General features: G+C 57.7%; 19 protein-coding genes. 15 read left to right on the top strand and 4 right to left on the bottom strand.

Annotated elements, in window-relative coordinates:
- The first annotated feature begins 60 nt into the window (after nt 1-60).
- The 4 genes from potA to VSS37_RS17135 are packed head-to-tail and all read left to right on the top strand — an operon-like array spanning nt 61 to nt 3808.
- A complete protein-coding gene (potA, locus tag VSS37_RS17150; RefSeq protein ID WP_324697178.1) occupies nt 61-1170 on the top strand; it encodes a spermidine/putrescine ABC transporter ATP-binding protein PotA in 1110 nt (369 codons plus the stop codon).
- On the top strand, nt 1167-2024 hold the full coding sequence (potB, locus tag VSS37_RS17145; protein ID WP_324697177.1) for a spermidine/putrescine ABC transporter permease PotB: 858 nt from the start codon (nt 1167-1169) through the stop codon (nt 2022-2024). The genes potA and potB overlap by 4 nt, the downstream gene beginning before the upstream one ends.
- Nucleotides 2008-2775: a spermidine/putrescine ABC transporter permease PotC gene (potC, locus tag VSS37_RS17140; RefSeq protein WP_324697176.1), complete on the top strand. Its 768-nt coding sequence runs from the start codon at nt 2008-2010 to the stop codon at nt 2773-2775. Before potB ends, potC begins: the two co-directional genes overlap by 17 nt.
- A 1-nt stretch (nt 2776) precedes the next feature.
- Complete coding sequence (locus VSS37_RS17135; RefSeq protein ID WP_324697174.1) at nt 2777-3808, top strand: extracellular solute-binding protein; 1032 nt, start codon at nt 2777-2779, stop codon at nt 3806-3808.
- A 43-nt stretch (nt 3809-3851) separates the two neighbouring features.
- On the opposite strand, the gene rnt is transcribed toward VSS37_RS17135, so the two are convergent.
- Nucleotides 3852-4493, bottom strand: a complete 642-nt coding sequence (gene rnt / locus VSS37_RS17130; RefSeq protein ID WP_324697173.1) for a ribonuclease T — start codon at nt 4491-4493, stop codon at nt 3852-3854.
- Between the two features lie 206 nt (nt 4494-4699).
- Between rnt and aceE the strand changes: the two genes are divergently transcribed.
- The 4 genes from aceE to VSS37_RS17110 all read left to right on the top strand — a co-directional run bounded on the left by aceE (nt 4700) and on the right by VSS37_RS17110 (nt 11355).
- Complete coding sequence (gene aceE, locus VSS37_RS17125; RefSeq protein ID WP_324697171.1) at nt 4700-7357, top strand: pyruvate dehydrogenase (acetyl-transferring), homodimeric type; 2658 nt, start codon at nt 4700-4702, stop codon at nt 7355-7357.
- Nucleotides 7358-7369: 12 nt separating this feature from the next.
- Nucleotides 7370-8689: a dihydrolipoyllysine-residue acetyltransferase gene (gene aceF / locus VSS37_RS17120; protein WP_324697169.1), complete on the top strand. Its 1320-nt coding sequence runs from the start codon at nt 7370-7372 to the stop codon at nt 8687-8689.
- Nucleotides 8686-10437 carry a dihydrolipoyl dehydrogenase gene (lpdA, locus tag VSS37_RS17115; RefSeq protein ID WP_324697167.1) on the top strand — a complete coding sequence of 584 codons (1752 nt, stop codon included), beginning with the start codon at nt 8686-8688 and terminating at the stop codon, nt 10435-10437. The genes aceF and lpdA overlap by 4 nt, the downstream gene beginning before the upstream one ends.
- Nucleotides 10438-10653: 216 nt before the next feature.
- Nucleotides 10654-11355 (top strand): Crp/Fnr family transcriptional regulator, encoded by a 702-nt coding sequence (locus tag VSS37_RS17110; protein WP_324697165.1) that lies wholly within the window; start codon nt 10654-10656, stop codon nt 11353-11355.
- A gap of 58 nt (nt 11356-11413) precedes the next feature.
- Here VSS37_RS17110 and VSS37_RS17105 read toward each other — a convergent pair whose 3' ends face one another.
- Nucleotides 11414-12175, bottom strand: coding sequence for a hypothetical protein (locus tag VSS37_RS17105; RefSeq protein WP_324697163.1), 762 nt, complete (start codon nt 12173-12175; stop codon nt 11414-11416).
- A 98-nt stretch (nt 12176-12273) separates the two neighbouring features.
- On the opposite strand from VSS37_RS17105, the gene VSS37_RS17100 reads away from it, so the two are divergent.
- From VSS37_RS17100 to VSS37_RS17080, 5 genes are all read left to right on the top strand, one after another.
- The gene (locus VSS37_RS17100; RefSeq protein ID WP_324697161.1) at nt 12274-14592 is read left to right on the top strand and encodes a hybrid sensor histidine kinase/response regulator family protein; all 2319 of its coding nucleotides are present in this window, start codon (nt 12274-12276) and stop codon (nt 14590-14592) included.
- Between the two features lie 15 nt (nt 14593-14607).
- Entirely contained in the window at nt 14608-16932 is a 2325-nt protein-coding gene (locus VSS37_RS17095; protein ID WP_324697159.1) for a hybrid sensor histidine kinase/response regulator, read from the top strand.
- Nucleotides 16933-17027: 95 nt separating this feature from the next.
- Entirely contained in the window at nt 17028-17771 is a 744-nt protein-coding gene (locus tag VSS37_RS17090) for a response regulator transcription factor (RefSeq protein ID WP_324697157.1), read from the top strand.
- A gap of 14 nt (nt 17772-17785) precedes the next feature.
- A complete protein-coding gene (locus VSS37_RS17085) occupies nt 17786-18130 on the top strand; it encodes an Hpt domain-containing protein (RefSeq protein WP_324697156.1) in 345 nt (114 codons plus the stop codon).
- Nucleotide 18131: 1 nt separating this feature from the next.
- Entirely contained in the window at nt 18132-19133 is a 1002-nt protein-coding gene (locus tag VSS37_RS17080; RefSeq protein WP_324697154.1) for a hypothetical protein, read from the top strand.
- Here VSS37_RS17080 and xseA read toward each other — a convergent pair.
- Both xseA and VSS37_RS17070 read right to left on the bottom strand, forming a co-directional pair.
- Nucleotides 19126-20463, bottom strand: a complete 1338-nt coding sequence (xseA, locus tag VSS37_RS17075) for an exodeoxyribonuclease VII large subunit (protein ID WP_324697152.1) — start codon at nt 20461-20463, stop codon at nt 19126-19128. The two genes, VSS37_RS17080 and xseA, sit on opposite strands and share 8 nt — an antisense overlap.
- A gap of 59 nt (nt 20464-20522) precedes the next feature.
- Nucleotides 20523-20933 carry a hypothetical protein gene (locus tag VSS37_RS17070; protein WP_324697151.1) on the bottom strand — a complete coding sequence of 137 codons (411 nt, stop codon included), beginning with the start codon at nt 20931-20933 and terminating at the stop codon, nt 20523-20525.
- Between the two features lie 146 nt (nt 20934-21079).
- Here VSS37_RS17070 and guaB point away from each other — a divergent pair, with 146 nt between their 5' ends.
- Both guaB and guaA read left to right on the top strand, forming a co-directional pair.
- Entirely contained in the window at nt 21080-22540 is a 1461-nt protein-coding gene (guaB, locus tag VSS37_RS17065; RefSeq protein ID WP_324697149.1) for an IMP dehydrogenase, read from the top strand.
- A 4-nt stretch (nt 22541-22544) separates the two neighbouring features.
- Nucleotides 22545-24122, top strand: coding sequence for a glutamine-hydrolyzing GMP synthase (gene guaA, locus VSS37_RS17060; RefSeq protein ID WP_324697148.1), 1578 nt, complete (start codon nt 22545-22547; stop codon nt 24120-24122).
- The last annotated feature ends 21 nt before the right edge of the window (nt 24123-24143 follow it).

The raw sequence follows: 24143 nt of genomic DNA, 5'->3' as shown, positions 1-24143 counted from the left end.
GGGAAATATAATGGCTGCGCACCCCCACAACATTCAGGTTTTTGATGACAGGAGCGTTACTTGAACCGACCACCCATCCTGACCCTGAGCAACATTAACAAACGTTTTGCGGCTCAGGAAGTATTGTCTGATTTTAGTCTGGTGATTGAGGATGGTGAATTCTTCACAATCCTTGGCCCTTCAGGGTGCGGCAAGACCACGGTGTTGCGCCTGATCGCCGGTTTTGAGCAAGCCAACGAAGGCAGTATCCTGCTCAATGGCGAGGATATTGTCGGCATCCCGCCCGAACAGCGCCCGGTGAACACTGTGTTCCAGAGTTACGCGTTGTTCCCACACATGAGCGTGTTCGACAATGTGGCGTTCGGTTTGAAAATGGCGGGCGTCAATGCGCAGGACATCGCTGTGCGGGTGGCGGATGCCTTGTCCATCGTGCGCCTGTCCGATTATGCGACCCGCAAGCCGCACCAGTTGTCCGGCGGGCAGAAACAACGGGTGGCGATTGCCCGCGCTGTCGTCAACTATCCCAAGGTGTTGTTGCTGGATGAATCCCTCAGCGCGCTTGACCACAAGTTGCGCCAGCAGATGCAACTGGAGCTCAAGCAGTTGCAGCGCCAGTTGGGCATCACGTTCGTGTACGTCACCCACGACCAGGAGGAGGCGTTGTCCATGTCCGACCGGATTATGGTCATGCACAATGGCCAAGCGCAGCAGGTCGGCACGCCGCGCGAAATCTACGAATCCCCCCGCAACCTGTTCGTGGCGCAGTTCATTGGCGAAATCAATGTGTTCGACGCCGAGATTTTGCAGGAATTGGGCGACTACCGTTATCAGGCCAGCATCAATGGCAGTGCGCGTGAAATCCGCTGTGACCACCGCTTTGGCGTGGGCGACAAAGTGCATGTGATGTTGCGCCCTGAAGACCTGCGTATTGACTGCCGCCATGATGCAGTGGAGCGTAAAGGGTTTCCCGGTGTGGTGCTGGAACGCAACTATACCGGCCAGACCCTCAACTCGCTGATTCGGCTGGAAAATGGCCAGAGCGTGATTGCCCATGAGTTCTTTGACGAAGATGACCCCGATTTCGACTACAGCATCAACCAGAAAGTGGGGGTGGACTGGGTTCCCGGTTGGGAGCACGTCATCCCGTCGGAACGGATGGAAAGCCCATGAGTTTCCGCCGCATCACCATTATTTTGACCCTGGTGTGGCTGGGGTTGTTTGTGCTGGTTCCGCATGTGCTGGTTGTGCTGACCAGCATCCTATCGCCAGACCCGCAACATCTGGTGGTATGGCCGCTGACGCTGGATTCCTGGGGGCGTTTGCTGGAACCGCTGTATGCCGAGGTGTTCTGGTATAGCCTGTGGCTATCGGCGGTGACGACCGTGATCTGCTTGCTGCTGGGGTATCCGTTCGCCTGGATTGTGGCCAAATTGCCGGGTGTATGGCGCGGGGTGTTGCTGTTCCTGATGATTGTGCCGTTCTGGACCAACAGCCTGATCCGCACCTATGCGATCAAGTTGATTCTTGGCAACAAAGGGCTGGTGAATACGCTGTTGCTGGCGCTGGGGCTGACCGACGAGCCAGTGCAATTGCTGTACACCCCGTTTGCGGTCATTTTCGGGCTGGCTTACGTGCTGTTGCCCTTCATGGTGCTGCCGCTGATCTCCAGCTTCGACAAGCTGGATAAAACCTTGATTGAGGCGGCGCACGACCTGGGAGCTGGATTCTGGCAACGTTTCCAGCATATTATCCTGCCGCTGACCATGCCGGGGGTGATCGCTGGCTGCCTGATCGTGTTCCTGCCTGCGATGGGCATGTTCTACGTGGCGGATTTGCTGGGTGGGGCGAAAAACCTGTTGCTTGGCAACATCATCAAAAACCAGTTCCTGGTGGTGCGTGACTGGCCGTTTGGCTCGGCGTTCAGCGTGGCGCTGATCGCCATCATGGCGTTGCTGATGTGGCTGTATTTCCTCGCCAACAGGCGTATCAACCGGCAAGGGGGGTTGGATGATGAAAGCCTTTAAGTGGGGTTTTGTCGGCAGTATTTTCGCTTGGCTGTACCTGCCGATCATTATTCTGGTGATCAATTCCTTCAACGATTCCAAATATGGTTATGAATGGAAAGGGTTTACCCTGAAATGGTATGGCAAGCTGTTTGAAAATGAGGCGCTGATGCAGGCGTTCTTGCATTCGTTGCTGATCGCTGCGCTGGCGGCGAGCGCCGCCACCTTGATTGGCGTATTGATGGCGCTGGCGCTGCACCGCTACCATTTTCCGCTGAAAGGCACCGCCAGCGGCCTGCTGTTCGTGGTGATGATGTCGCCGGATATTGTGCTGGCGATCACCTTCCTGGTGATTTTTATCGCCTTGGGCGTCCAGTTGGGATTCTGGTCGCTGTTGATTGCGCATATCACCTTCTGCCTGCCGTTTGTGGTCATTACGGTCTACGCCCAACTGAAGGGCTTCGACAAATACCTGCTGGAAGCGGCGCAGGATTTGGGGGCGGGGGAAGGCCGCATTTTCCGCTTGATTATCCTGCCGCTGGTGTTCCCGGCGATTGTTTCCGGCTGGCTATTGAGCTTTACCCTCTCGCTGGATGATGTGATCATCAGCTCGTTTGTCACCGGCCCCAGCTTTGAAATCCTGCCGATCCGGGTGTTTTCCATGGTGAAAGTGGGCGTTTCCCCCGAAGTGAACGTGTTGGCGACGCTGTTGCTGGCGATTTCGCTGCTAATGGTGACTGTCTCGACCCTGTTGCTAAGGAGAAAGCACTGACATGAATAAAGCCTCCCTGACCGCCGCCCTGTGCCTGTTGGCGGCAACCGTTGCGCACGCCGAAGAAAAGGTGGTGGTCTATAACTGGGCTGAGTACATTCCTGAAAGCACCTTGGAGGCGTTCACCCAGGAAACCGGCGTCAAGGTTGAATACTCCACCTATGACAACAATGAAACCATGTACTCCAAGCTCAAGCTGCAAAAGGGCAAGGGTTACGATGTCGTGGTGCCGTCCACCTACCTGGTGTCGAAAATGCGCGATGAGGGTTTGTTGCAAAAGATTGACCACGCCAAGCTGGCAAACCTGGGCAACCTTTCCCCCGACCTGATGGACAAGCCTTATGACCCCGGCAACCAGTACAGCATCCCCTACCTGTGGGGCAGCACGGGGATCGGCGTGAACGCCAAGGAAATCGACCCCTCCACCATCACCGCCTGGGCCGACCTGTGGGATCCGAAGTGGAAAGGGCAATTGCTGCTGGTTGACGATGTGCGCGAAGTGTTCCAAATGGGGCTGGAAAAGAACGGCTTTTCCACCAACACCACCAACCCGGATGAAATCAAGACTGCCTACGAGGATTTGCAGAAGTTGATGCCCAATGTGCTGGTGTTCAATGCTGATGCGCCGCGTGAGCCTTTCTTGGCGGGTGATGTGAACTTGGGCATGATCTGGAGCGGCGAGGTTGTGATGGCGCAGAAGGAAAACCCCGACATCAAGTACATTTACCCCAAGGAAGGCGCCAGTTTCTGGGTGGACAGCTTTGCGGTCCCCTCCGGGGCGGAGCATGTCGACAACGCCCTCAAATTCATTGACTACATGCTGCGTCCGGAAGTCGCCAAGCAGGTTGTGGAGGAATTCGGTTACAGCACGCCCAATCAGGCGGCGCAAGCATTGCTGCCGGACGAGATCCGTAATAACCCGGTGATTTTCCCACCATCAGAGGTGGTCAAGAAAGGAGAATTCCAAAATGACGTGGGCGAGACGATGAAACTTTATAATGACTATTGGGAAAAACTGAAGTCAGGCAAGTGATGGATGCTTTCCGCCTTCCCTGATGGGGAAGGTGGGAGAGGGTTTAATTCTCGACCGCTTTGAAGGCGGCGTCCAGCGTCTGCCAGGTATTGACGAAATGGCAGAACAAATCCGCCGTTTTTTCGGCGTCATACACGGCTGAATGCGCCGAATCGCTATCCCAGCCCATGCCCGCCATTTGCGCAACCCGCGCCAGCACAGTCTGGCCGTAAACCACAGCGCCCAACGTCACGGTGTCCAGGGTGCTGAAAGGATGGAACGGATTGCGCTTGGTTTTGATGCGGTCTGCCGCAGCGTGGATGAAATTCAGGTCGAACGGCGCATTGTGCCCCACCAGGATCGCCCGGTTGCAGCGGTTGACCTTCACTTCCTTGCGGATGACCTTGAAAAAATCCTCCATCGCCCGTTCTTCCGGCACCGCCATGCGCAATGGGCTGAAGGGCTTGATGCCGTTCACTTCCAGCGATTTCGGATCCATATTGGCGTTGGGGAACGGTTCGATGTGCCAGTTGTAGGTGCGATGGCGGGACAGCTCGCCTTTTTCGTCAATACGCAACACTACCGCCGCCAGCTCCAGCAACGCATCCTTGCGGCAGTCAAAGCCGCCAGTTTCCACGTCCACCACCACAGGAAGGAACCCACGGAAGCGTCCGCCTATAGGGATTATTTCTATATCATCGGTCATGGCAAGAGCTTAGCGGAACTGATAACAAATGGACAGAAATCTTTTCCAAAAGATTTATTGTATATAACCACATGAAAAGTAAATAAATAAAAAGCCATACCTGCATCTTGTTTCAAAATGGATAGTGATATGCTATGTTGGCCAATCCGGTGACTAAAATATGATGATCAAAGCCGGCCGCACCGCAGGAAATATGAGGAATGGGAATGAATAGCCAACTGCAAGATATTGATTTTCAGGAAACACAGGAATGGATAGACTCGCTTGAAGCCGTCATCGAACAAGAAGGCGTTGGCCGCGCCCACTTCCTGCTGGAAAAACTGATCGCCGCCGCGCGGCAAAATGGCGCCAACCTGCCATATTCTGCCAACACCGCCTACATCAACACGATCCCGCCGCATCTGGAGCAGCACACGCCCGGCAACCGCACCATTGAATCGCGCCTGCGCTCCTACATCCGTTGGAACGCCGCCGCCATGGTGGTGCGCGCCAACCGCAAGAGCGCGGAGCTGGGCGGCCATATCGCCACTTTCGCTTCCGCCGCAACCCTTTACGACATCGGCATGAACCATTTCTGGCATGCGCCCTCCCCGCAGCACGGCGGCGACCTGGTGTATGTGCAAGGGCACGCCGCGCCGGGCATGTATGCGCGTTCCTTCCTCGAAGGCCGCCTGACGGAGGCGGAGTTGGACAACTTCCGCCAGGAAGTGGATGGCGGCGGCCTTTCCTCCTACCCGCATCCGTGGCTGATGCCGGACTACTGGCAGTTTCCGACCGTGTCCATGGGGTTGGGGCCGATCAAGTCGATCTATCAGGCCCGGTTCATGAAATACCTGCAATACCGCAAGCTGGCGGACACCGCCAACCGCAAGGTGTGGGCGTTTGTCGGCGACGGCGAATCGGATGAGCCGGAAACCCTGGGGGCGATTTCCCTGGCCGGGCGTGAAAAGCTCGACAACCTGGTATGGGTGGTGAATTGCAACCTGCAACGCCTGGATGGCCCAGTGCGCGGCAATGGCAAGATCGTGCAGGAATTGGAGGCGGTGTTCCGTGGCGCAGGCTGGAATGTCATCAAATTGTTGTGGGGTTCCTATTGGGATCCGCTCCTCGCCATGGACAAGGGCGGCCTGCTCAAACAGCGCATGATGGAGGCCGTCGATGGCGAATACCAGAACTACAAATCCAAGGACGGCAAATTCGTCCGCGACCATTTCTTCGGCAAATACCCGGAACTGCTGGAAATGGTCGCCAAGATGAGCGACGCCGACATTTGGCGGCTGAACCGGGGTGGCCACGACCCGCACAAGGTCTATGCCGCCTACCATGCGGCGATCCACCACGAAGGCCAGCCGACCGTCATCCTGGCGCATACCGTCAAGGGGTATGGGATGGGCTCCGCCGGTGAAGGCCAGAACCGCACCCATTCGCAGAAAAAATTGTCAGGCGAGGAAATGATCGCCTACAAAGACCGTTTCAATATCCCGTTGAGTGATGAAGACGCTGCTGCGGCCAAATACTACCGTCCGGCCCCGGATAGTGAAGAAATCCAATACATGTTGGAGCACCGCAAGGCGCTGGGCGGTTTCTTGCCGCAACGCCAGACGCATGCAGTCCCGCTGAAAGTGCCTGACCTATCCATTTTCCAATCCCTGCTGGACAGCACTGGCGACCGTGAAATGTCCACCACCATGGTGTTTGTGCGCCTGCTGACCCTGCTGGCGCGCGACAAGGGCATGGGCAAGCATGTGGTGCCGATTGTGCCGGACGAGGCACGCACTTTCGGCATGGAGGGGCTGTTCCGGCAAATGGGCATTTATTCCTCCGTCGGCCAGTTGTACGAGCCGCAGGACAAGGATCAGGTCATGTTCTACAAGGAGGACAAGTCCGGCCAGATCCTGGAAGAGGGCATTACCGAAGCGGGCGCCATGTCGTCGTGGATCGCCGCCGCCACCGCCTACAGCACCCACGGCGTCAATATGGTGCCGTTTTACATTTACTATTCCATGTTCGGCTTCCAACGGATCGGCGACTTGGCTTGGGCGGCGGGCGATTGCCGGTCGCGTGGCTTCCTGATCGGAGGCACTGCCGGGCGCACCACGCTGGCAGGCGAAGGTTTGCAGCATCAGGATGGCCACGGCATGATCCAGGCTGGCCTGATCCCGAACTGTGTTTCCTACGACCCGACCTTCTCCTATGAAATGGCGGTGATCATCCAGAACGGCCTGAAGCGCATGTATCAGGATCAGGAGGATGTGTACTACTACATCACCGCGATGAACGAAAACTACACGCATCCCGCCATGCCCGCCGGTGTTGAGGAATGCATTGTCAAGGGCATGTACCTGTTCAGCGGCGGAGGCAAAAAGCGCAAGAAAGTGCAGTTGCTCGGTTCCGGCTCCATCCTGCGGGAAGTGATCGCCGCCGCCGAGATGCTGGACAAGGAATGGGGCGTGGATGCCAATGTCTGGAGCGTGACCAGCTTCAACGAACTGGCGCGCGAAGCCCGCGACATTGACCGCTGGAACATGCTGCATCCGCTGGAAGACGCCAGGGTCCCTTATGTCACCCAATTGCTGAAAAACCAGCGTGGCCCGGCGATTGCCGCCACCGATTATATCCGCCAGTACGCCGACCAGATCCGCGCCTGGCTGCCGATGCCGTACAGCGTGTTGGGTACGGACGGTTTCGGGCGCAGCGACACCCGCGCCAATCTGCGCAAGCATTTCGAGGTTGACCGCCATTACATCGTGATTGCCGCCCTGAAGGCGCTGGTGGATGAAAAATCCCTGCCCGCCGCCGAGCTGGTCAAGGCGATGGAAAAGTATGGCGTCAACCCTGAAAAAACCAACCCACGTCTGGCATAAGGAGGGCGCAACATGGCAATCCAGGAAATACATGTGCCAGACATCGGCAGTTTCGACAATGTGGAAGTCATCGAAGTGCTGGTCAGCCCCGGCGACAGCGTCAAGGTGGAAGACTCGCTGATCACGATTGAATCGGACAAAGCCTCGATGGAAATCCCATCGCCAGCTGCTGGCACGGTCAAGGAACTGAAAATCAAGGTGGGCGACCGGGTGTCGGAAGGCAGCCTGATTTTGATGATGGATGTGGAAGAAGAGGTTGCGAAAGCGGACAAGCCTGAAGCGGCCGCGCCAGCCCCGGCTCCCGTAGCAGAACCTGTGTCAACGCCTGCCCCTGCTGCGAAGGCGGCTCTCCGCCCGCAAATGGCCGATTCCCCAACATCCGCCATGCAGGGCAGCATGAAAGATGTTGATTTCAGCAAGGCTTACGCCACGCCATCCGTGCGCAAGTTTGCCCGCGAACTGGGCGTCGACCTCAACAAGGTGACAGGTTCAGGACGCAAAGGCCGCATCACCCAGGAAGACGTCAAGGCGTATGTCAAGGATGTCATGAGCCTGGGCGGCGTGCCGGGCAAGGGCGCGTTGCCAAGCAATGTGCTGGGCGTGGCGCCGATGCCGGAAATCGATTTTAGCCAGTGGGGCGAAACCGAAACGGTTGCGTTGTCGCGCATCAACAAGCTGACCGGCGAATTCCTGCACCGCAACTGGGTGCACATTCCGCACGTCACCCAGTTCGATCAGGCCGACATCACCGACCTTGAAGCCTTCCGCAAACAGTTGAATGAGGAAAACGCCAAATCCGGTGTCAAGATCACGCCCTTGGTGTTCATCATGAAAGCAGTGGTGGCCGGGCTGAAGGCATACCCACGTTTCAATTCTTCGCTGGATGCGAAAGGCGAAAACCTGATCCGCAAGCACTACTACCACGTCGGTGTGGCGGTGGACACGCCGGATGGTCTGGTGGTGCCGGTCATCCGTGACGTGGACAAAAAGTCCATCATGCAGCTTTCCGAAGAATTGAAGGAAATCTCTACCAAAGCGCGTGAAAAGAAATTGAAACCTGCTGATATGCAAGGTGGCTGCTTCTCCATCTCCAGCCTTGGTGGGATAGGTGGCACTAAGTTCACCCCAATCGTGAATGCGCCGGAAGTCGCCATCCTCGGCGTTTCCAAATCCGACATGCAGCCGGTATGGGACGGCAAGGGATTCGCGCCGCGCCTGATGTTGCCGTTGTCGCTGTCGTATGACCACCGGGTGATCGATGGGGCGGATGGCGCGCGTTTCACCACCTATCTGGCGAAAATGCTGGGCGATATCCGGAGGCTGCTGGTATGAGCAATATCGTCGAAGTCAAAGTCCCCGATATCGGCAGTTTCGACAATGTCGAAATCATCGAAGTGTTGGTGGAGCCTGGTTTCAAAATCGAGCCGGAAGAATCGCTGATCACCATTGAGTCTGACAAGGCCACGATGGAAATTCCCAGCCCTTTGTCCGGCACGGTGAAAGAGGTCAAGGTCAAGGTTGGCGACAAGGTTTCGGAAGGTTCGCTGATTTTGCTGCTGGAAGTTAGCGAAGCTAAAGCTTCGGAAGAAACCCCTCCCAGCCTCCCCTTATCAGGGGAGGGGCAAGTGGCGGCTCCGGCTCCGCAGGCGGCGACATTTAGTGGCAGTGCTGACCTGGAAACAGAGGTTGTGGTTCTCGGTTCCGGCCCCGGCGGCTACACCGCTGCCTTCCGCGCTGCCGACTTGGGCAAGAAAGTGGTGCTGATCGAACGTTACAGCAATATCGGCGGGGTGTGCCTGAATGTCGGCTGCATCCCGTCCAAAGCGTTGCTGCACACGGCTGAGGTGATCAATGAGGCGAAGGAGTTTGCCCAATACGGCGTGAAGTTTGGCGAACCGGAAATCGACATTGATGCCATCCGCGCGCACAAGGACGGCGTGGTCGGCAAGCTGACTGGTGGCTTGAAGGCACTGGCCAAGCAACGCAAGGTGACGGTCGTGCAAGGCTATGGCCGTTTCACTTCAGCCAACACTATCGAAGTGGAAGCGGGAGATGGCGGCAAGCAGACCGTAAAGTTCGCCCACTGCATCATCGCCGCCGGTTCGCGCGTGACCAAGCTGCCGTTTATTCCGTGGGGCGACCCGCGCGTGATGGACTCCACCGATGCGCTAGCCTTGCAGGAAGTCCCGCAACGCCTGCTGGTTGTCGGCGGCGGCATTATCGGGTTGGAAATGGCCACGGTCTACCATGCGTTGGGTTCCAACATTACGGTGGTGGAACTGTCGCCGGGCCTGATGCCGGGTGCCGACCGCGACATTGTGAAGCCGTTGCACAACCAGATCAAAAAGCAGTACGAAAATATTTACCTCAACACCAAAGTCACCGCGATTGAACCGACGGCGGAGGGGCTGATGTGTTCGTTTGAAGGCAAGGATGCGCCGGAAAAGGATACGTTTGACCGTGTGCTGGTTGCGGTTGGGCGTTCACCCAATGGTGGGCTGATTGACGCAGGCAAGGCGGGCGTGTTTGTGGATGCGCGCGGCTTCATCCCGGTCGACCGGCAAATGCGCACCAACGTGCCGCATATCTTCGCCATCGGCGACATCGTGGGCCAGCCGATGCTGGCGCACAAGGCCACGCACGAAGGCAAGGTCGCCGCCGAAGTCATTGCCGGGCGCAAGTCGTATTTTGACGCCAAAGCCATTCCCTCGGTCGCCTACACCAGCCCCGAAGTGGCCTGGATGGGCAAGACCGAAGAGCAGTGCAAGGCGGAAGGCGTGGCCTATGAGAAAGGCGTCTTTCCGTGGGCGGCGAGCGGGCGCGCGCTGTCGATGGATGCCAGCAATGGCTTGACCAAGGCATTGTTCGACAAGGAAAACGGCCAGCTGATAGGCGTGGGCATCGCAGGCAGGAATGCAGGCGAACTGATTGCCGAAGCGGTGCTGGCGTTGGAAATGGGCGCAGATGCACACGATATTGGCCTGACCATCCACCCGCATCCGACGCTGTCCGAGACCTTGAATTTTGCGGCGGAAGTGGCGGAAGGGACGTGCACGGACATTTACGCGCCGAAAAAATGATTTTTTGAGTTTGACGCCTCACGTGAAGTGAGAGACCGGTTGGCGGCCTGCCTGAACAACAGGCCGCTTTTTTTATCCCCCAACTGGATGGGCTTAATCTTCAGAAAAAATATAGGCGTCAGGCTAGGCAATAAAACCCTGGGCTGTTTGCGGATTCGCAATGCGATGGTATCCGCAAACCCTAACATGGAGGGCTGTTACAGAGGGACATTGCCAATGGAACGACAGACAAATGGGGAACAAGGCAGGTATTGCCCGGTGGATGAGCTGGCCGTTTTTGCCGGGGTAGGGGAACAATCCCGTGAGGCGCTTAAAGCGGTTGGCAGTGAATCATTGAATTACTCAGCAGCCGAAATCATCTATCGGGCGGGTTCCAGCGCACAACATTTCTATATCGTGCGTGATGGCTACGTTAAATTGTTCAAGACCACCTTGAACGGCAAGGATCAAATTATCCGTGTTGTCAAACCCGGTGAATTGTTCGGTTTCGATGGGCTGGTCGATGTTCTCTACAACCACAGCGCCGTTCCGCTCAAATACGCCACTGTTTGCCGCATCCCGGTCGGGCGCCTGCGTTTGTTGGGCGAACAGCGTTCCGAAGTGGAGCGGTTGATTATGGTGCGTTGCATCAAAGAATTGCAGCATGCCGACGAACGCTTGCTGGAGCTTGGGGCCAAGCGTTCAGCCGAGCGGCTGGCCGGTTTCCTGCTGTCTTGGTGTGAAGATGCGCCCGCTGGCAAATGGACGCCGCTGGTGCTTTCCCGTCTCGAAATCGCCCAGTTGCTGGGGCTAACCATCGAAACCATTAGCCGTTTGTTTGCCCACTGGAAGCGGGAGGACGTGGTGGAGGAAATGCACCAAGCCATCCGTATCCTGGATGCAAACAGGCTGAACCAAATTGCTGGCGGCAGCGAATAGGCGGCACCGGTGACGGCCAACGGGTTTCAGGAACCTAGAAGTTGAGCGGAATCCAGGCTTAAAACCGCTTGTTAAGCTGCAACTGGAGTTGTTTCTGGCCATTCAAACCAACATTGGTGCTCAGGTATAGGTCTTTGCCTAGCTGCCCGTACCAGCCCGCCATCACCTGAAGGTCATCCTTGTTTTCGGTGTCGACCGTCACGGGAACTTCCCCAATGAAAGGCGCACTGACCGTGCCGGAGTAGGTCGCCTTAACCGACTGATAAACAAGGCTTGTGTTGAATATGCCATAACCAGTCTGGACGCCTACCGCCGGTATTAAGGCGTTCACCTGGACGTCATCGCCATCACCTTCCAGGTCAATGCGGCTGTGCATCAGTTGCAGGGATGGCAACAGCCGGTCATATTTCCCAACCAATATTGCGCCAACGGTGTAGGCAGTCCCCTTGCTGTCGACGGTCAGGTCGGAAACGCCCAGCCCCAGCTTGGAAAAATCAACCTGGGTGTCATCCGTGATCTTGCCAATGGAGCCATAGACATTCAGGTAAGGGCGTAACTGATAGTCCAACCGGACATTGGCGAGCTTGACGTCATCCGTGGTGTTGAGCTGCCCTTTGACGGAATCCACCATGGCGCTGGTGATGCCCGGCAGGTTGGTTTTGACATCGGTCACGTTCAAATCCAGTTTGTGCTGATACCACTCCACGCTGACGCCGGTGGGTTTCAGGTCTAAACGTGGGTCAGTTTCTGCGCAGGCAGTTGAAAAATATAGCAATAAAAACAGGCTGGCTAATCCTTGAACCAGAAAAGGCTCCCTCATGTATTTTTTCCTTCTACACTATCCAAGTAACAGGTTGAGCCGAGTGTAGCGGCTTTTGCCTGCCCCTGAAAATCCCAAAGAGCGCCATGAGACATTAAATGTTCATCCGTTCCTGCCTGTATTGTTTGCTCATTGTCGGTTTGTTGCTTAAAATTTCAACCGTCAATGCGTCGGTGCTTGAGCTGACGGATAAAGAAGGCCATTTTGATTTGAATCCTGCCCTTGAAGTTTTGGCTGACCCATCAGGCGACTTGACGTTGCAGGACGTGCAGGGTCGCGCCGCCAGTTTCCAGCCGCTGGCGACGACGGCGCGGCACTGGGAAGCGGGCTTCACCCGTTCCGCTTACTGGTTCCGAGCCAGCTTGCAGAATTATTCGCAGGAAACGGACTGGTATTTCATGCAATGGGGTTCGCTGAACCGTTCCGTCCGGCTGTATTTGGGCGCTGCCCATGGTGACGCAGGTTTCGTGGAATTGGAGCCGTTGCCGCATGCCCGTATCTTCCAGTTCCATCTGCCGTTGCCACCGGGATCAGCGCACACCCTCTATTTCCGGGTGCAGGATACGCAGACGCCGCTGGCGATTGCCCCGGAGCTTTTCACCGCCGCCAGCTTGGCGGCCTGGACTATGCAATATTATCCCGCCCCCAGCTTCATTCTTGGCAGCCTGCTGGTGTTGGCGCTCTACAATTTCCTGTATTTCCTGCACTTGCGCGACCAGGGCTTTCTGGCGCTGGCAGTGTTGTCCGTGGCGTTCGCCCTGGAAATGGGCAGCCATCTGGGTTTATGGCAGGCGTTCGCTTGGGCGCGTAGCCACCTCACCGCAACAGGAACCCTCGCCGGTTTTGTCTGTAGCGCCAGCGGTGTCAGCCTGACCAGGCAATGGTTGATGACACCTGTCAACCTGCCGGGCTTGGATGTCTGGTGGCGGGTGGCTTTCTGGTTAAGTATTGGCTTGGCGGCGGCGTCGCCAATGTTGCCTTATACCTTGGCACTGCTGGGCGTGTGGGCGTTTGCGTTGCTGCTGTTGGGGTGCGCCACCTTGGTGCTGTGCCAATGGCGCGGGGTACGTTTGCCGCGTGGCCTGATGTTGGCAGGCTCGGTATTCCTGTTGGGTCTGCTGCCTGCCCTGTTGCGCACACTGGGGTTGGTCGCCGAGTCGATGGAGCTGGCGGAATGGCCGCTCATGGGTCTGGCGTTGGCGCTCATGTTGTTGTCGCTTGTCCAGGCTGGACAACTGCGCCAGCGGCAGGAACAGGCCAAACGGGTTGCCGTTGCCAATCAGGCCAAGGATGAATTCCTCACCACTATGAGCCATGAGTTGCGCACGCCGATGACGGCGGTGGTCAATGCTGGCCAGTTGCTGAAGCTGACCACGCTGTCTGGGTTGCAACAGGAGTATGTGGCGCGTTTGAACATTTCTTCCCGCCATATGTTGGCCCTGATCAACGACATCCTGGATTTGGCGCGGCTGGATAACAGCCTGTTGCAGATTGACAGCAGGCCATTCCAATTGGGCAATGTCCTGTCACAGATTGAGCAATTGCTGGGGGAACAAGCGCACAGCAAGCAGCTGAAGCTGGTGTTCAACAACTCATTCCACCCCTTGAACAAACAGTTGCTGGGCGACCCTGGCCGGTTGCGGCAAATCCTGTTAAACCTGCTGAACAACGCCATCAAGTTTACCCAGCAGGGCGAGGTCTGTTTGACGGTGACGCCGCAGGCCATGTCGGCGGATAACGCCGTCCTGCGGTTTGAGGTGCGTGACACCGGCGTCGGCATGTCAGCGGCGCAACAGCGGAAGCTGTTCCAACCGTTTGCGCAAGCGGAAAGCAGCACCGCGCGCCAATATGGCGGTTCCGGGCTGGGGCTGGCGATCAGCCTGAAGCTGGTCAGGCGCATGGGCGGGACGTTGCAGGTGGAAAGCGCACCAGGACGTGGCAGCCGTTTCTTTTTCACCCTGGCGTTTCCATTACAGCCCCTCAACCTTGAGCAAGTAGTTGACGCGGGGAGCCCCCGGCCACCATCCTTGTCCGGTTTGCGCGTCCTGCTAGTGGATGATGATGAAATGAACCGCTTTTTCGGCGGCAAGCTGCTGGAGTCGTTGGGTGTCGCCGTCACCCTGGCGGGCAGCGGTGAGCAGGCGCTGCAATCCATGCAGAAACAAACGTTCGACTTGGTGTTGATGGATGTCAGCATGCCGGGTATGGACGGTTACGCCACGGCCCGCCGGATTCGCGCCAGCCCATATTGCCGGGGGCTGCCCGTGATCGCCCTGACCGCCCATGCGGTCGCTGGCGAACGGGAGCGTTGCTTGGCGGCTGGCATGAATGATTATTTGACGAAACCTTTTCAGTGCGAGGTGTTAAAGGTGATGTTGCAAAAGAACCTGTCGGCAAGAACTGCCATGGTTTCCTAACAGGATGTGGATGGTATGACCCGCTACGCCGGATATTGCCTGTTGCTGCTGTTGTGGTTGCCGCTGGCGGGTTTTGCCGAACCGCCGGAACTGGTGCTGACCGACGCGCTGGCGGAGCAACCTGAATCGTTGTCGCTGCTGGATTATGCCGCCATGCTGGAAGACCCCGCCGGAAACCTGGCCTTGCCGGATGTTCTGGCTGTCGGGAAGCAGTTTTTTCCGGTTGAACCTGGCGATGGCGGGTTGGACTTGTTCCTGACGCGTTCCGCTTACTGGTTGCGGGTGGACATACACAACCTGTCGGCCAAAAAGGATTGGTATTTCAGGATACCCGGTTCCCTTTCCCGGCAGGTGCAGGTGTACTTGGGCGCAGTTGGTGGTGATGCGGGAACATTCACGCCGCAACAACGGATGGCGTATTCCCGTTTCAGCCAATACCGGCTGTTATTGCCCTCGAACACCGAGTCGCGGCTGTATTTCCGGGTGCAAGACCGGCAGGCACCGCTGGTGATCAAACCGAGCCTGTATTCGCCCCGGCAGATGCTGGCCGAAGTCATGCTCACGTATCCCATATACAGTTTTGTCATCGGTGGCTTGCTGACACTGGCGTTCTACAATCTGCTGTATTTCTTTTACTTGCGTGACCGGAGTTTTCTGGCCCTGTCGGTTTTTATTCTCGGGTTTGTGTTGGAAATGGGCAGCCATTCTGGCGTTTGGCATTACTTCGGCTTTGTTCCCCAATATCTGGCGGCACCCGGCGACGCTTTTGGCCTGATAGCGATTGCCGCTGGCATCAGCCTGTCCAATAACTGGATGGAAACACGCCGCCATTTGCCGCGCTTTTACCGTTTGTCCCGACTGGTGTTCTGGGTGAGCTTGTTGCTGATCCCAACGCAATGGTGGCTGGGATACGGCACCGCCTTCACCGGGGTGTTGGCTTTGCTGGCGATGCCTTTGTTTGCAGTGGCGGTGATTATCCGCTACCAGCAGGGATTCCGCTTTCCCTTCATGCTGCGGACGGGCGTGCTGCTGGTGTTGCTGGGCTTCATCCCAACCTTGTTGCGGGGGGCGGGGCTGATCGGTGATGTGCCGATGCTGACGGACAGCATGTATTTCATCCTGTTGGTGGCGTTGGTGATGCTGTCGCTGACCCAGGCCGAACAGGTGCGGATAAAAAGCGAACAAGCCGAGCGCATCGCAGTCGCCAACCAAGCCAAGGATGAATTCCTCACCACCATGAGCCACGAACTGCGCACGCCGATGAGTGCGGTGGTGAATGCTGGCCGTTTGCTGAAACTGACGCAGTTGTCCGGAGCGCAGGGCGAATATGTGACCCGCCTGAACACCTCCGCGCAACACATGCTGGCCCTGATCAATGACATCCTGGATCTGGCGCGGCTGGACAGCAGCCTGTTGCGGATGGAAAGCATCCCCTTCCGGCTGGCGGATGTCCTGCACCAAGCCGAGCAGTTGCTGGTGGGGCAGGCGCATGGCAAGCAGTTGAAGCTGGACATCAGCAACCAGTTCCATCTCTTGAAAAAACGCTTGACGGGCGACCCTACCCGCCTGCGGCAAGTGCTGCTGAACCTGCTCAACAACGCCATCAAGTTTACGCCCGCGGGCGTCGTCAGCTTGACGGTCAGCCCTCTGGAGGTCAGCGAGACAGAGGCGCGGCTGCTGTTTGAAGTCCGTGACACGGGCATTGGCATCAGTGCAAAAGACCAGCAAAAACTATTCCAGCCCTTTTCGCAGGTTGACAGCAGCACTGCGCGGCAATATGGCGGTTCTGGGCTGGGCTTGGCCATCAGCTACAAGCTGGTGCAGCGCATGGGGGGGGAATTGCAGGTGGAAAGCCGTTTCCGGCAGGGAAGCTGCTTTTACTTTACATTGGGGTTCCCGTTACAGGATGCACCAGGCGTATCGGCTGAAACGCCCGCCGCCCCACCATCGTCCCAGCGCAGCAGCCTGTACACATTGCTGGTGGATGATGATGAAATGAACCGTTTCTTTGGCGGTGAGCTGATCCGCTCACTGGGCGTCAAGGTGGAAGTCGCTGACAGCGGTGAACAGGCGTTGCGCTTGCTGCGGGAGCGGCACTTCGACTTGGTGTTCATGGATGTTGGCATGCCGGGTTTGGATGGCTATGCTACCACCCGGCTGATCCGGGCTGACCGGCACCTTCAAGGGTTGCCTGTCATCGCCCTGACCGCGCATGCCATCGCTGGCGAGAGGGAGCGTTGCTTGCAGGCGGGAATGGATGATTACCTAACCAAACCCTTTGAAGTTGAGCACTTGGAGGCGGCAGTCCGCCATTGGAGCAGGAGAACCGCGACCGGATAAGCTTTCCCAATAAAAACTCTTGTTTTTCGTACAGGTAGGCAATCGACTACACTATTTTTTATCCACCAGAACCAATATGAACAATGGAATTTACTATGTTGAGGGAACCCGTGGGAAAGCAGTTGCTGCTGATCGAAGATGATGAGGTGTTATGCCGTTTCCTGCAAGAAAGCTTGCAGCAGGAGGGGTATAGCGTCATTACGCTGTTGGAGGGCGAGGGGATTCCGAAGATGATGGAGCACCATTCCCCCCGGCTGGTCATCCTGGATCTCATGCTGCCTGGGAAGGATGGCATGTATTGGTTGAAATGGCTCGTGAGTTACTATCCGACTGTTCCGGTCATTATCACGTCGGCAAAAGTGCAGCCGCATGAACGCTTGCAAGGGCTTGAGTGCGGTGCCCAGGATTATCTGGTCAAGCCGTTCCATGACCGGGAATTGTTGCTGAGGATCAAGAACCTGCTCAGTCCTGCAAGCGACAATTCGCGGGACAAGCTGATCCAGATGGGGTGTTTGACCCTGGACAAAGTCAACCAGACAGTCACTACTGGGGATGGGCGCGAATCCTTGTTGACGGCCTTGGAATGCCGGTTACTGCAAATGTTTTACCTGAACGCGGGCCTGCCGTTAAGCCGTGAAGAGCTGATAGAACAGCTGATGGGGATACCTTACAACCCGCTCAACCGCTCAATTGATACCCATATCAGCCGGATCAGGAATAAGATTGAAAAAAATCCCGCCAAACCGGTTTATATCCGCACCATCAGGGGCAAGGGGTATTACCTGCATATTCCAGACGAAGAAAGCAGCGGCCTTCCTGCGTCCCAACGGCGGCATTAAGGGCAGGGGAACAGATGATGCCTCAGATGTTTATCGTGCTGGATGAAATTGCGGGGCGGTTAGGCCGCGAAAAAGCCATTGAGATTGTTGAGTTTTCCTTGCCGTACATTGCCGGGAAAGAGCAGCAGTTGCGTGATGCGCTGCAAGCTGGGGACTGGGAAACGGCGGCGCGCCATGCCCACAAAGCGATCAGTTCGGTGCGGCTGTTCGGCTCCGTCAAACTGGAGGCGTTGCTGCGCCAGATCAAGGATGGCGATAGCGGGCTGGACGCTGGGGAAGTGCAACAGGCGCTGTCAGCGGAATTTGCGCAGGTGGAGGCAAGCGTCCATTCCTGGTTGGCGGCCAACGCGGGTGAGTGACATGTCCGCCAAACCCCACCTTTGTTTTTTCATTCCTGGCTTGTTCCAGTCGCTGAAGTTGTGGCGCAAGGACTTTGCCTTCCAGCCCGAAGCGAAGCATTTGTTGCGCCTGTGCGCCAATGCAAGGATGGAGGCCCTGCCCGTCATTGGGCTGGAACACACCCTGTTCCAGCACAGCGGATTCCCCATTGATGGCGAAACGCCCTTCGCCTATTACCGCTATTGGCTGGACTTCGGGGCACCGCCGGAACAGCCGCTGCTGTGCGCCGACCCGGTGTGGCTGCAAAGCGGCATTGACCAGGTGTTGTTGCGCCCGGAATTGCCGCAGTTGACCGGGCAGGAAATGGCAGCGCTGTTGGCACTGCTCAACCCGCACTTGGAAGATGACGGCCTGAAGTTGGCCGCAAAACATCCGCAACGCTGGTATCTGCTGGGTGATAGGGCAGGGGAGGCGGGGCTGCGCACAACGCCCCTTTCCCAGGCGCTGGGGCAGGGCATTTTTCCGTTGCTGCCACAAGGGGACAAGCGCTACTGGCATCGCCTGCTGAATGAAATCCAGATGCTGCTGCATTCTGGTGGTGTCCCGGCGGTGAACGCCCTTTGGCTGTGGGGCGCGGCCAATCCCGCCGCCTTGCCCTCACCGCCAGCGGCTGGCCAAGGGGATGTCGTTGGCCAATCCATGACAGCGCAGATCTTGGCGGCGGCGACCCGCAGCCGCCTGCAAGCGGCCAGCCGGTTGGCGGATTGCACGCTGGGTTCCGCTGGTTGCCGGATTGTGCTGGAGGATTTGCTGGTTCCCGCTGCGGGTGATGACTTGCAGTCTTGGCGGCAGGCGTTGGATGCCCTGGAAGAAAACTGGTTCGCGCCAGCGCTGGCGGGCGTGAGGGGCGGCCGGTTCAGCGTCAGCCTGAGCGCGTGTGACGGGCGTATTTTTCATTGCCAGCCTGCGCCATCCTGGCAATTCTGGCGACGCCAGCACGCGGATTGGGAACAGCTTACCTGATGTTGGCGACCACGCTGTCGAAGCCACCCTCCTGCAATTCGATGCTGACGGTTTGCCCCAGGCGGAGGGTGGAGGCGCTGCGTACAATTTGGTGGGTTTGCGCGTCGCGCACAATGCCGTAACCGCGCCCCAATGTCGCCAGCGGGCTGAATGCCTGCAATTGCCCAGCCTGCATGTGCAAACGGTGGCGGGCATTGTCCAGCTGTTGCCGGATGCGCAACGTCAGGCCTTGGCGGAGGCGGACGAGCTGTTCCTGCTGCTGGCGTATCCGCCGGAGCGGGGACTGGCGGTGTAGGCGGGAATGCAGGCTTGCCAGCCGTTCCCGTTGTTGTTGCAGGCTGCGGGTATGGGCGGTGCGCAGGCGCATGTCCAGTTCGTCCAGGCGCTGGGTTTTCTGTTGCAGGCGCTGGGTGGGGCGCTGGTTCCCCAGCCGTTGCCGCAGGCGGCGGTAAGCGTCTTCAGCCTGCCGTAGGCGGCGCGACTGGTTGCGTTGCAATTGCTGGAACAAGCGCTGCACATGGGCTTGCAGGGCTGGCATGTCCGGGCTGACCAGTTCGGCGGCGGCGGATGGGGTCGGCGCGCGGACATCAGCGACGAAATCGGCGATGGTAAAGTCGATTTCATGCCCCACGCCGCAGATTATTGGCGTCTGGCAGGCATAAATGGCCTGCGCGACGGTTTCCTCGTTGAACGACCACAAATCTTCGATGGAGCCGCCACCGCGTGCCAGTATCAGCACGTCGCAACGTTGCCCGTCATCCGCTTGGCGGATGGCGTTGATGATCTGTTCCTTCGAACCTTCCCCCTGCACCAACACCGGGTACACCAGCACGGGAACCTGTGGGCAGCGCCGTTTCAGTACATTCAGGATGTCGCGGATGGCCGCCCCGGTCGGGGAGGTGACCACCCCAATGCAGCGCGGAAAAGCGGGCAATGCGCGTTTATGCTCTGGGTCGAACAGCCCTTGCGCCTGCAACTTGCGTTTGAGTTCCTCGAACTGGCGCTGCAATGCGCCTTCGCCCGCGTCTTCCAGATGTTCGAGGATGAATTGGTATTCGCCGCGTGGTTCGTACAGGCCTGCCTTGCCGCGCGCCAGCACTTTCAGGCCATTGCGTGGGTTGGTTTTCAGGTACTGGGCACGGTTGCGGAACATGGCGCAACGCACCTGCGCGCCCGCGTCTTTCAGGCTGAAGTACAGATGGCCGGAAGCCGCGCGGACAAAATTGGAAATTTCGCCCTCCACCCACAGAGGGGGGACGCCCTGCGCCAGAAGCTGGCCGACTTCGTGGTTGAGTTGGGAAATGCTGAGGATGGTCCGTTCTGCTTGCATGGGGGAAACATAACAAAAAAGCCGGGACATTGCCCGGCTTCCTGAAATGCAGCGGAGGCTTAGAAGTGCGGGGCGGCGGTTTTGGCTGTTTTCGCCTGTTCCTGCCCGGCTTTGCCAGCCGCCTCAACCTTCTTGAAGATTTTCATGGCGTCTTCATCTTTGCCGTCATTGGCGGCCTTGACGCCATCTTCCAAAATCTGGGACATGTTTTTGTCGTCCATGAACCATTCGAAACCCGCTTTCTTGCTGGCCGAATTTTCTTTGTCGGCAGCTTCGTAGGCAGATTTGATTTCAGCGGAAACGCTATCTTTAAGGGCGATTTTATCTTCGTCTTTTTTGGCCTCGGCGGATTTGCCGTCGGTTGCTTTTGCTTCGGCTGGTTTCGCTTCATCAGCTTTTTTATCGTTGGCAGCAAACGCGGAAGTGGCGACAGATAATGTCAGTGCAATGAACAACGCTTTCAATTTCATCAGTGATTTCCTCCTCTCCTAGAACTTATGTCAATGAGTTAAATCAAAATTTTTGAATTACTCAGGGGCGTATTGATAACAGTTTACCGGCTTAAGGTCAAACCTTATAATGAACCGCTTATTTCTCACAGATGGACATAAGCCCCATGCGTATCCTCCAGGAAGCCCTTACTTTTGATGACGTTCTTTTGGCACCCGCGCATTCCATTGTCTTGCCCGCCGATGCCAATCTGCAGACCCGCCTGACCCGTGAAATCAGCCTGAACATTCCGCTGTTGTCGGCGGCCATGGACACGGTGACGGAAGCCCGTTTGGCGATTGCGTTGGCGCAGGAAGGCGGTATGGGCGTCATCCACAAGAACATGAGCATCCAGGCGCAGGCCGATCAGGTGCGGATGGTGAAAAAATACGAGAGCGGCATCATCAAGGACCCGTTTACGGTGACGCCGACGACCACCGTGCGCGAAGTGCTGGCCCTGACCCGCGCCAACAATATTTCCGGCGTGCCGGTGGTGGACGGTGAAAGCCTGGTGGGCATTGTGACAGGCCGCGACCTGCGCTTTGAAACCCGGATGGATGAGCCGGTCAGCGCCGTCATGACGCCCAAAGAGCGGCTGGTGACGGTGGAGGAGGGTGCCGAGAAGGCGGAAATCCTTTCGCTGCTGCACAAGCACCGCATTGAAAAAATATTGGTCATCAACAACAAGTTCCAGTTGCGCGGCCTGATTACGGTCAAGGACATCCAAAAATCCACCGATTTCCCCAGTGCCTGTAAGGATGAGCATGGCCGGTTGCGCGTTGGCGCGGCGGTCGGGGTCGGCTACGGCACCGAAGAGCGGGTCGGCGCGCTGGTGGAAGCCGGGGTGGACGTGATTGTGGTCGATACGGCGCATGGCCATTCGCAAGGCGTGCTGGACCGCGTCAAGTGGGTCAAGGACAACTTCCCGCAGGTGCAGGTGATCGGCGGCAATATCGCCACGGGTGAAGCGGCGCTGGATTTGGTCAAGGCGGGCGCGGACGCTGTCAAGGTCGGCATCGGCCCTGGCTCCATCTGCACCACCCGGATTGTGGCCGGGGTCGGCGTCCCGCAGGTTTCCGCCGTCATGAATGTGGCGAAAGCGTTGGAAGGCATGGGTGTGCCGCTGATTGCCGATGGCGGCATCCGTTATTCCGGCGACATCGCCAAGGCGATTGCGGCAGGCGCGCATTCCGTGATGCTGGGCGGCATGTTCGCTGGTACGGAAGAGGCGCCGGGGGAAGTGGAGCTGTTCCAGGGGCGTTCCTACAAGTCCTATCGCGGCATGGGTTCTCTCGGGGCGATGGCGAAAGGCTCCAGCGACCGCTATTTCCAGGATGGCTCTGAAAACGCCGCCGACAAGCTGGTGCCGGAAGGCATTGAAGGCCGCGTGCCATACAAAGGGCCACTGGCGCCGATCATCCATCAGATGATGGGCGGCCTGCGTTCCAGCATGGGTTATGTCGGCTGCAAGGACTTGAACGAAATGCGCACCAAACCGCAATTCGTGCGCATCTCCAGCGCCGGTATGCGCGAATCCCATGTGCATGACGTGACCATCACCAAAGAATCACCTAACTACCGGGTGTAACGGAATGACCCAGAATATCCATGCTGACCGTATCCTGATCCTCGATTTCGGCTCCCAGTACACCCAATTGATCGCCCGCCGGGTGCGCGAAGTCGGTGTGTACTGCGAAATTTATCCGTGGGATGTGGAGGCGGACGCCATTGCCGCGTTTGGTGCCAAAGGCATTATCCTGTCCGGCGGGCCTGAGTCGGTGACCGATGTTGACCCGCCACGCGCGCCGGAATCCGTGTTTGCCCTGGGGCTGCCATTGCTGGGCATTTGCTACGGCATGCAGACCATGGCGGTGCAACTGGGCGGGGAAGTGGAATCCTCCAGCCACAGCGAGTTCGGCTATGCGCAAGTCCGCGCCCGTGGCCACACCGCCTTGCTGAAGGAAATCGAAGACCATGTGTCGCCGGAAGGCTTCGGGCTGCTGGATGTGTGGATGTCGCACGGCGACAAGGTCACGGCCATGCCAGCAGGCTTTGCCCTGATGGCCAGCACCGATTCCGCACCGATCGCCGGGATGGCGGATGAAACCCGCCGCTTCTATGCATTGCAATTTCACCCGGAAGTGACCCATACCAAGCAAGGCAAGCGCATCCTGCAACGTTTCGTGCGCGACATCTGCGGTTGCGGCGGCTTGTGGACAACCGCCAACATTATCGAGGACAGCATCCGCAGCGTGCGGGAAAAAGTCGGTGACGATGAAGTCATCCTCGGCTTGTCCGGTGGCGTGGACTCTTCCGTGGTGGCGGCGCTGCTGCACAAGGCCATTGGCGAGCAACTGACCTGCGTGTTCGTCGACACCGGCCTGTTGCGCTACCGTGAAGGCGACCAAGTGATGGCGATGTTCGCCGAGCATATGGGCGTGCGCGTCATCCGTGTGGATGCGGAGGAGCGTTTCCTCGCCGCACTGGCGGGCGTCACTGACCCGGAGAAAAAGCGCAAGATCATCGGCGGCCTGTTCATTGACATCTTTGATGAAGAGTCTGCCAAGCTCACCGCCGCCAAATGGCTGGCGCAAGGCACCATTTACCCGGATGTGATCGAATCCGCTGGCGCCAAGACTGGCAAGGCGCATTTGATCAAGTCGCACCATAACGTCGGCGGTTTGCCTGAGAACATGAAGCTGGGGCTGATTGAGCCGTTACGCGAACTGTTCAAGGACGAAGTGCGCGTAATGGGTGTGGAGCTTGGCTTGCCGCCGGAGATGGTTTACCGGCACCCGTTCCCAGGCCCTGGGCTTGGTGTGCGCATCCTGGGCGAAGTGAAAAAGGAATATGCCGACCTGCTGCGGCTGGCGGATCATATTTTCATCGAGGAATTGCGCCGACATGGCTTGTACGACAAGACTTCGCAGGCGTTTGCCGTGTTCCTGCCAGTGAAATCTGTAGGCGTCACCGGCGATGGCCGCCGCTACGATTATGTGGTGGCGTTGCGGGCGGTGGAAACCATCGATTTCATGACCGCGCGCTGGGCGCATCTGCCGTATGACTTCCTGGATCTGGTTTCCCGCCGGGTCATCAATGAGATCAAGGGCATTTCACGGGTTGTTTACGACATTTCCGGGAAGCCGCCCGCCACAATTGAGTGGGAATGAGGGTTTGTGGATTAGGCAGTG

The organism is Candidatus Thiothrix phosphatis, assembly GCF_035668035.1.
Taxonomy (GTDB): Bacteria; Pseudomonadota; Gammaproteobacteria; order Thiotrichales; family Thiotrichaceae; genus Thiothrix; species Thiothrix phosphatis.
The sequence above is the reverse complement of the archived record's forward strand: the minus strand, read 5'-3'. Positions and strand labels throughout refer to the sequence as shown.

Bases quoted from the DNA above. Each gene is read 5' to 3' on its own strand.
- VSS37_RS17100 (WP_324697161.1), top strand. From the start codon at position 12,274: ATGTTCATCCGTTCCTGCCTGTATTGTTTGCTCATTGTCGGTTTGTTG.
- VSS37_RS17095 (WP_324697159.1), top strand. From the start codon at position 14,608: ATGACCCGCTACGCCGGATATTGCCTGTTGCTGCTGTTGTGGTTGCCG.
- aceF (WP_324697169.1), top strand. From the start codon at position 7,370: ATGGCAATCCAGGAAATACATGTGCCAGACATCGGCAGTTTCGACAAT.
- guaA (WP_324697148.1), top strand. From the start codon at position 22,545: ATGACCCAGAATATCCATGCTGACCGTATCCTGATCCTCGATTTCGGC.
- VSS37_RS17085 (WP_324697156.1), top strand. From the start codon at position 17,786: ATGATGCCTCAGATGTTTATCGTGCTGGATGAAATTGCGGGGCGGTTA.
- VSS37_RS17110 (WP_324697165.1), top strand. From the start codon at position 10,654: ATGGAACGACAGACAAATGGGGAACAAGGCAGGTATTGCCCGGTGGAT.
- lpdA (WP_324697167.1), top strand. From the start codon at position 8,686: ATGAGCAATATCGTCGAAGTCAAAGTCCCCGATATCGGCAGTTTCGAC.
- xseA (WP_324697152.1), bottom strand. From the start codon at position 20,463: ATGCAAGCAGAACGGACCATCCTCAGCATTTCCCAACTCAACCACGAA.
- VSS37_RS17080 (WP_324697154.1), top strand. From the start codon at position 18,132: ATGTCCGCCAAACCCCACCTTTGTTTTTTCATTCCTGGCTTGTTCCAG.
- VSS37_RS17135 (WP_324697174.1), top strand. From the start codon at position 2,777: ATGAATAAAGCCTCCCTGACCGCCGCCCTGTGCCTGTTGGCGGCAACC.
- VSS37_RS17105 (WP_324697163.1), bottom strand. From the start codon at position 12,175: ATGAGGGAGCCTTTTCTGGTTCAAGGATTAGCCAGCCTGTTTTTATTG.
- guaB (WP_324697149.1), top strand. From the start codon at position 21,080: ATGCGTATCCTCCAGGAAGCCCTTACTTTTGATGACGTTCTTTTGGCA.
- potC (WP_324697176.1), top strand. From the start codon at position 2,008: ATGATGAAAGCCTTTAAGTGGGGTTTTGTCGGCAGTATTTTCGCTTGG.
- potB (WP_324697177.1), top strand. From the start codon at position 1,167: ATGAGTTTCCGCCGCATCACCATTATTTTGACCCTGGTGTGGCTGGGG.
- VSS37_RS17090 (WP_324697157.1), top strand. From the start codon at position 17,028: ATGTTGAGGGAACCCGTGGGAAAGCAGTTGCTGCTGATCGAAGATGAT.
- VSS37_RS17070 (WP_324697151.1), bottom strand. From the start codon at position 20,933: ATGAAATTGAAAGCGTTGTTCATTGCACTGACATTATCTGTCGCCACT.
- rnt (WP_324697173.1), bottom strand. From the start codon at position 4,493: ATGACCGATGATATAGAAATAATCCCTATAGGCGGACGCTTCCGTGGG.
- aceE (WP_324697171.1), top strand. From the start codon at position 4,700: ATGAATAGCCAACTGCAAGATATTGATTTTCAGGAAACACAGGAATGG.